Source organism: Microcystis sp. M113S1 (assembly GCF_020246945.1).
In the GTDB taxonomy this organism is placed as follows: Bacteria; Cyanobacteriota; Cyanobacteriia; order Cyanobacteriales; family Microcystaceae; genus Microcystis.
This window is the reverse complement of sequence record NZ_JADBSA010000230.1, coordinates 1-5,513: the sequence shown is the minus strand read 5'-3', so window position 1 is coordinate 5,513 and position 5,513 is coordinate 1. Positions and strand designations below refer to the sequence as shown.

Genomic DNA, 5,513 nt, shown 5'->3' with positions numbered 1-5,513 from the left:
TCAGTCTGTAGAGCGACCATAAGACCAGAACAGAGTAAATCTGTTAAGGCAGGTGCGGAACCCCGCAAGGGAAAGAAGCAGAAACCTAAATCGTGAGGTTTGGGAATCACCGTCCGTTTACGGCGGTGAGGATGTCAAAATCAGATGGGGCTGGCTGTGTATTAATCTAGGTATTTGACGCTCCCCGAAGCGCTCAGGCGAGGGATTCTTGGTTCAACAAGTCCACTTACTTTAGATTCCTTGCGTTATCTAAAACAGAGGTGGTTCTTTCCCCAAGCGTTACTTTTCGTGCGCCCCACGATAGTTGTACTTCTACAAAATTTGCTTGAATTGAAGTATTAGCTTCAAATACTGTGTTGTCTAGTTCCTGCCAAGATTTTACCTACCTACAGGTAGAAACTAGAACAATTAGGTAGAACCCCTGATCTTTGATTGTCAAGGTACAGAGTTAGTCATTAGACTACTGGGTTTTTAGAGCGGTTGATTACCCTATCCGCTATACTTATACAGTAGCTAATTTTCATGAGTAGGTCAAGACCCTTAAAAGAAGAAGTTATTCGAGATTTTTTTAGGAGACTAGACACTTACTTTTTAGCTGTGCTTCGCTGTTCTATGCTGGCGGAACCTTTCATCTCCGAGGTGAAACCGAGAGTTCCTTCAAGCCGACATTTTAGGTAAAGTTTTTTAAACTTTTTTCAGAAAACTTTTTGTGTAGTCTAGCGTAATCAGACCATTTTTGACTTGGTACTTTTGGGTATTTTTGGGTGTAATAGCTAAATCAAGATGAGAGAAATCCTTTACAGAGAAATTCCGACTCCCGACTCGATCGCCGTTTATCAGTGGTTACAATCCGATTGGCAACCCGCTAGCGGTGTCAAGACAAATACACCTAACGGCGTGAGATTGCGCTTATCGGAGGCGATCGAATTGTCGATCTTTGTCTGGACGCTGCAACGGACTACTTATTTAAAAGTTTTCCGCTGGGGTGAGCGATCACATGACCGAGAAACATCCCTGATTCGCCAGCTCGATCGAGCTTTACAAAAGCGTTTTCCGCCGCAGTATCACACGATACCAAACATCGATCAAAAAAATCACTCAATTTTTACAGATTTAGAAGCGGACTATCCCCTAACGGTTCACTACTTCCGCAAAATGCCGCAAGGGGAGGCGGATTTAGAACGTTTGTATTGGTGGGAAAAACGTTGGCGCGACAGTGCCAAAAATCCCCAACAACCGCGGCCGGTAATTTTCTCTAGCAGCGAGGAAAATGATCATCCCATCGCCTATGACTTAATTTATATTGGTGGTGCCTTGGGGGCAATTCATGCGGCACAGATGGCCAAATTAGGTTATCGAGTCCTCTTAGTAGAAAGACTACCTTTCGGACGGATGAATCGGGAATGGAATATCTCTCGATCGGAGTTTCAAAGTTTAATTAATTTAGGCCTATTTACTGCCGAAGAATTCGAGGAATTAATCTTCCAAGAATACATCGATGGCTTTAATAAGTTTTTTGATGGCAATAATCCCCCCCATCTGAAAGCCGAAATTCTCCATACTCCCACGGTTTTAAATATCGCCATTAATTCCGATAAATTGCTGCAATCCTGCGGTAAAAAAATACAGGATTATGGCGGTAAAATTCTCGATCAAACCGAATTTATTAAGGCTGATATTACTGCCAATAGTGTTACTGTCACCCTTAATCATGGTGGAGAAATTCAACAGATAAAAGGCCGTTTATTGATTGATGCTATGGGTTCCGCTTCTGCCATTGCCTGGCAATTAAACGGAGTGCGTGCCTTTGATAGTGTCTGTCCGACGGTGGGGGCAGTAGTAGAAGGATTCGAGCCGCTGGTGTGGGATTCTCACTATGGCGATGTCTTAAATTCCCATGGCGATATTTCTAAAGGTAGGCAATTAATTTGGGAATTATTTCCGGGGGAAGGAAAAGAATTAACCTTTTATCTATTTCACTATCATCAAGTCCATCCCGATAACCCCGGTTCTCTGTTGGAAATGTACGAAGATTTCTTTACTATTTTGCCAGAATATCGACAGTGTGATCCAGAAAAATTAACTTGGAAAAAACCAACCTTTGGTTATATACCGGGGCATTTTAGCACAGGGAAAAAAGATCGAATTGTCTCCTTTGATCGCATTTTAGCCATCGGTGATGCTGCCTCCCTGCAATCACCGTTAATTTTTACTGGGTTCGGTTCTTTGGTGCGTAATTTAGAGCGCTTAACCCATCTTTTGGATACGGCATTGAAACACGATTTACTAACAGCTAAAGACCTAGAAAATGTGCGTGCCTATCAAAGTAATGTGGCGGTAACTTGGTTATTTTCTAAAGGAATGATGGTTCCCACGGGAAAAACCTTACCCCCCCAAAGAATTAACGCCATGTTAAACACATTTTTCGGTTTATTGGCCGACGAACCGCCGGAGGTTTCTGAAACTTTTATTAAGGATAAAACTGATTGGTTGACCTTTAGCCGTTTAGCAATTAAAGCGGCCAGAAAAAACCCCGCTTTACTGTTATGGATAGCAGAAATGGCTGGCAGTCAGGATTTAATTCGTTGGTTGGGTTCCTATCTCGATTTTAGCCTTGATGGAGTCAAAAATCTGCTTTTTGGTTCCTGGTTTCCCCAATGGTTAAAAAACTCCCAAAGCTGGCTAGAAAAAGACAATCCTCGCCTATGGTTAAAGTTATTGAGTTTTAATTATGGCCTAAGAAATTAAATAGGAGACTCCGAGACTCCGAGAGAGCTATCGGGGATCAGATTTGAGTTTTTATACTAAATCCAGTTATTAAAGACTGATTATTTATTCCCACTTTTGCCTTTTGCATGAGTGTCTTTTGCCTGTCTTCATAAGTAGCCTATACTCAACGGATTTAGTATTAGTTCACTGTTTGTGGAGTTAAGAAACTGTTGGAAAAGTTAAAGAATGCGCTTACCTACAGGTTCTAACTGCGATGCTGATGTGAACTACTCTCAAGGTCGTTGAGAGCTTCCTATTTCACGGGGGAGGGTTCCTCAAGACGGACTTACACCCAGCTTTTGGTCTGACATCCCCTCTATAGGCAGTATCGCGCTTTTCCTAACGACTTCAATATAGGTTTTTCCTTGCCATTCTGCCTTGTATTTGAGCATTGTACAAAACATTCCCCAACTACAATCACTAATAGCCTTAGCTAAATTATGATTGGGTACCATGGCTTTAACATTGAGGTTTTCTACCGCAATAACTTGGTTTTCGTTAACTATCTTACGGGATAGCTTGTGGAGAAAATCCTCACGACATCTTGAGATTTTAGAGTGAACTTTAGCTACTTTATCTCTAGCCTTTTGACGGTTGTTACTTCCTTTCTTTTTACGAGAAAGTTTTTGTTGTTTGCATTTTAGATTACGTTGATGTTTAGCAAAATGTCTAGGATTATCATATTTACTGCCATTACTGTTAATAGCAAAATGATTAAGTCCTAAATCGATTCCTATTGCTTTACCGTCCGATGACTGACTGGGCAACTCTGATCCATCATCAACTAAATAAGTCTGAATTTGTACGCTTTGTACATAAGAGTTATCAAGAAACTATAATTATGATAACATAGTTTTTGAGGAATTGTTTAGATACAAAGTCAGCATTCATGAGGGGGTGTGGGGCGAATTACTTCGCCCCTTTAAAAGCCCCGTGCCATCGCACTCAAGCGAGGGACTTCTGCTGACATTCAGTTAAAATAGCCATCATCTTTTGGGCTACCTCTGCTGTTTGTTCCAGCATGGCAAAATGACCACAATCGGATAACTCAATGACGTTGCTGCCAGTTTCAAACAAAGGATGAAAACTGGCCAGATGGTTAACGTACTTAACTTCCATAATCGTATCCTCTTTCCCCGCCAGAAAATAGACCGGTTGCGGGAGACGGGAGACAATCTGGGGTAAAAGATGAACTTCGCTGATAGTGGTGGTTTCCAAAAGTGACCCTAGGGCTGCTTGGTAATCGGCCCGGACAAAATCAATCACGCGCTGTTTGCCCCATTTTTTACCTAGGGTTTGCTTGACCATCATCCGCGAGAATAAAACATCAATCAAGGGAACACCAGGCAACCAAGACGGTCTTCTCTGTAAAATCTGTCTTCCGGCTTCCCGAAATCGCTCAAATTCCTCCTTTAGATAGATGCCACCGCCGGCATTCATACAGATTACCCCTTTAATCCGTTCAGGACAGCTATCCGCGGCCCACAAAGCAACACTACCACCGAGGGAATGACCAACTAACCAAGCAGCATCGAGGTTTAAGCGGTTAAGAAGGGTAATAACGTCTTGGGAGTAGGATTCAAGGTTATAACTGCTAGGAGGACTGTTAGAGGTGATTTTTTGGGAGTCGCCAAAGCCCCGGAGATCATAGACTAGACAGGGATAATCCGGGGAGAGAATATCTACCAAAGGCTGCCAGTAGTGACGACTCAGCAGCCAACCGTGTATAAAGACTAAAACCGGTTTATCCGCTCGGGGCGAAAATAACTCGTAACTGTGGGATACTCCCGATATGTCGATGGTAGGCATATAATCAATCTCAACCTAAATTAAACCGTTGATAGGGGTTACTAGGGAAACTTCTAGGGAAAAATAGATGTATTTAGCCTTGTTTATAGAGCAAAATCAGGGAAGCTTCGGATATTCCCCTGACAGCTGTTGACTCACTGCTATAGACAATTTCAAAAGCTTCTACTTAAAGTATAAAACACTGGAGATACCCCCCTAAAATAGGATGAAAACCCTAGACCAGGATTCATCTATGAAATGCGATCGCTTTTTAACTCTTTCCCTCGTCTTCAGTCTGGGATTAGCTTTTCCCCCCTCTTTACCCGCTCAAAATCCCCCCGCTACCACCTTTCAACCAGGTCCTTGGCAGCCTGTTGCTAGGGTGAATATGAGTCGTCCCGTGGAGATTAAAATCATCAATCAAACCGATATTGACCTCAATTATGACCTATCGGCCAATATTAATTCCTCTCCCCAATTATTATCTCCAGGTACGGAGACAACCCTAAGAGGTTTGGTAATTCCGGCATATATTCTGATTAATCGAGCTAATGCCGCCGCAGATCGCCATTCTTCTAGTTTAATCTATGCCGTAGAGGTCAATGATGATAATTTAGTCACGATTACTGTCACCAAAGTTCCGGGGAGTACCCCCGGTTATACTACCTTTAACATCAATCAACAGGGTGCTATTTATATTTACTAGCTCTAGCTTAAGCTGTTATGGAGCCACCTCGATTGTTAATTAAGTTTACGGCTCCCAAGCATTTTTATGGTTATTTTCTAATGGATCTTCCCGATAAATAATTTGGATGATTTGACACTCCCCGCTCTAAAGAGACGGGGATTCTTGGTTCACAGAGATTACTTGCGAAAGACAGAATTGCTTCTGAAAAAGTAGAGGTATTCTCTCCCCAAGCGTTTATTGGATCGAGCATCGAAGGTTCCGGTATGCC

The 5,513-nt window shown here is 42.4% G+C and carries 4 protein-coding genes and 1 pseudogene; 2 read left to right on the top strand and 3 right to left on the bottom strand.

The features are described from left to right. Positions 1-783 precede the first annotated feature (783 nt). Positions 784-2,748, top strand: coding sequence for a flavin-dependent dehydrogenase (locus IM319_RS11570; protein WP_287735700.1), 1,965 nt, complete (start codon positions 784-786; stop codon positions 2,746-2,748). Positions 2,749-3,027: 279 nt separating this feature from the next. Here IM319_RS11570 and IM319_RS11565 read toward each other — a convergent pair. Both IM319_RS11565 and IM319_RS11560 read right to left on the bottom strand, forming a co-directional pair. Further along, positions 3,028-3,593 (bottom strand): annotated as a pseudogene (locus IM319_RS11565) (RNA-guided endonuclease InsQ/TnpB family protein); the annotation flags it as partial. Positions 3,594-3,714: 121 nt separating this feature from the next. Beyond that, the gene (locus tag IM319_RS11560; protein WP_287078283.1) at positions 3,715-4,578 is read right to left on the bottom strand and encodes an alpha/beta fold hydrolase; all 864 of its coding nucleotides are present in this window, start codon (positions 4,576-4,578) and stop codon (positions 3,715-3,717) included. Positions 4,579-4,810: 232 nt separating this feature from the next. Between IM319_RS11560 and IM319_RS11555 the strand changes: the two genes are divergently transcribed. Then, a complete protein-coding gene (locus IM319_RS11555) occupies positions 4,811-5,263 on the top strand; it encodes a hypothetical protein (RefSeq protein WP_287684310.1) in 453 nt (150 codons plus the stop codon). 70 nt (positions 5,264-5,333) lie between these two features. On the opposite strand, the gene IM319_RS11550 is transcribed toward IM319_RS11555, so the two are convergent. Further along, positions 5,334-5,513 (bottom strand): hypothetical protein (locus IM319_RS11550; protein WP_287735699.1); only part of this gene is annotated, 180 nt, incomplete at its 5' end.

Excerpts from the sequence above, each read along its gene's own strand:
- IM319_RS11560 (WP_287078283.1), bottom strand. The coding sequence starts at position 4,578 with ATGCCTACCATCGACATATCGGGAGTATCCCACAGTTACGAGTTATTT.
- IM319_RS11570 (WP_287735700.1), top strand. The coding sequence starts at position 784 with ATGAGAGAAATCCTTTACAGAGAAATTCCGACTCCCGACTCGATCGCC.
- IM319_RS11555 (WP_287684310.1), top strand. The coding sequence starts at position 4,811 with ATGAAATGCGATCGCTTTTTAACTCTTTCCCTCGTCTTCAGTCTGGGA.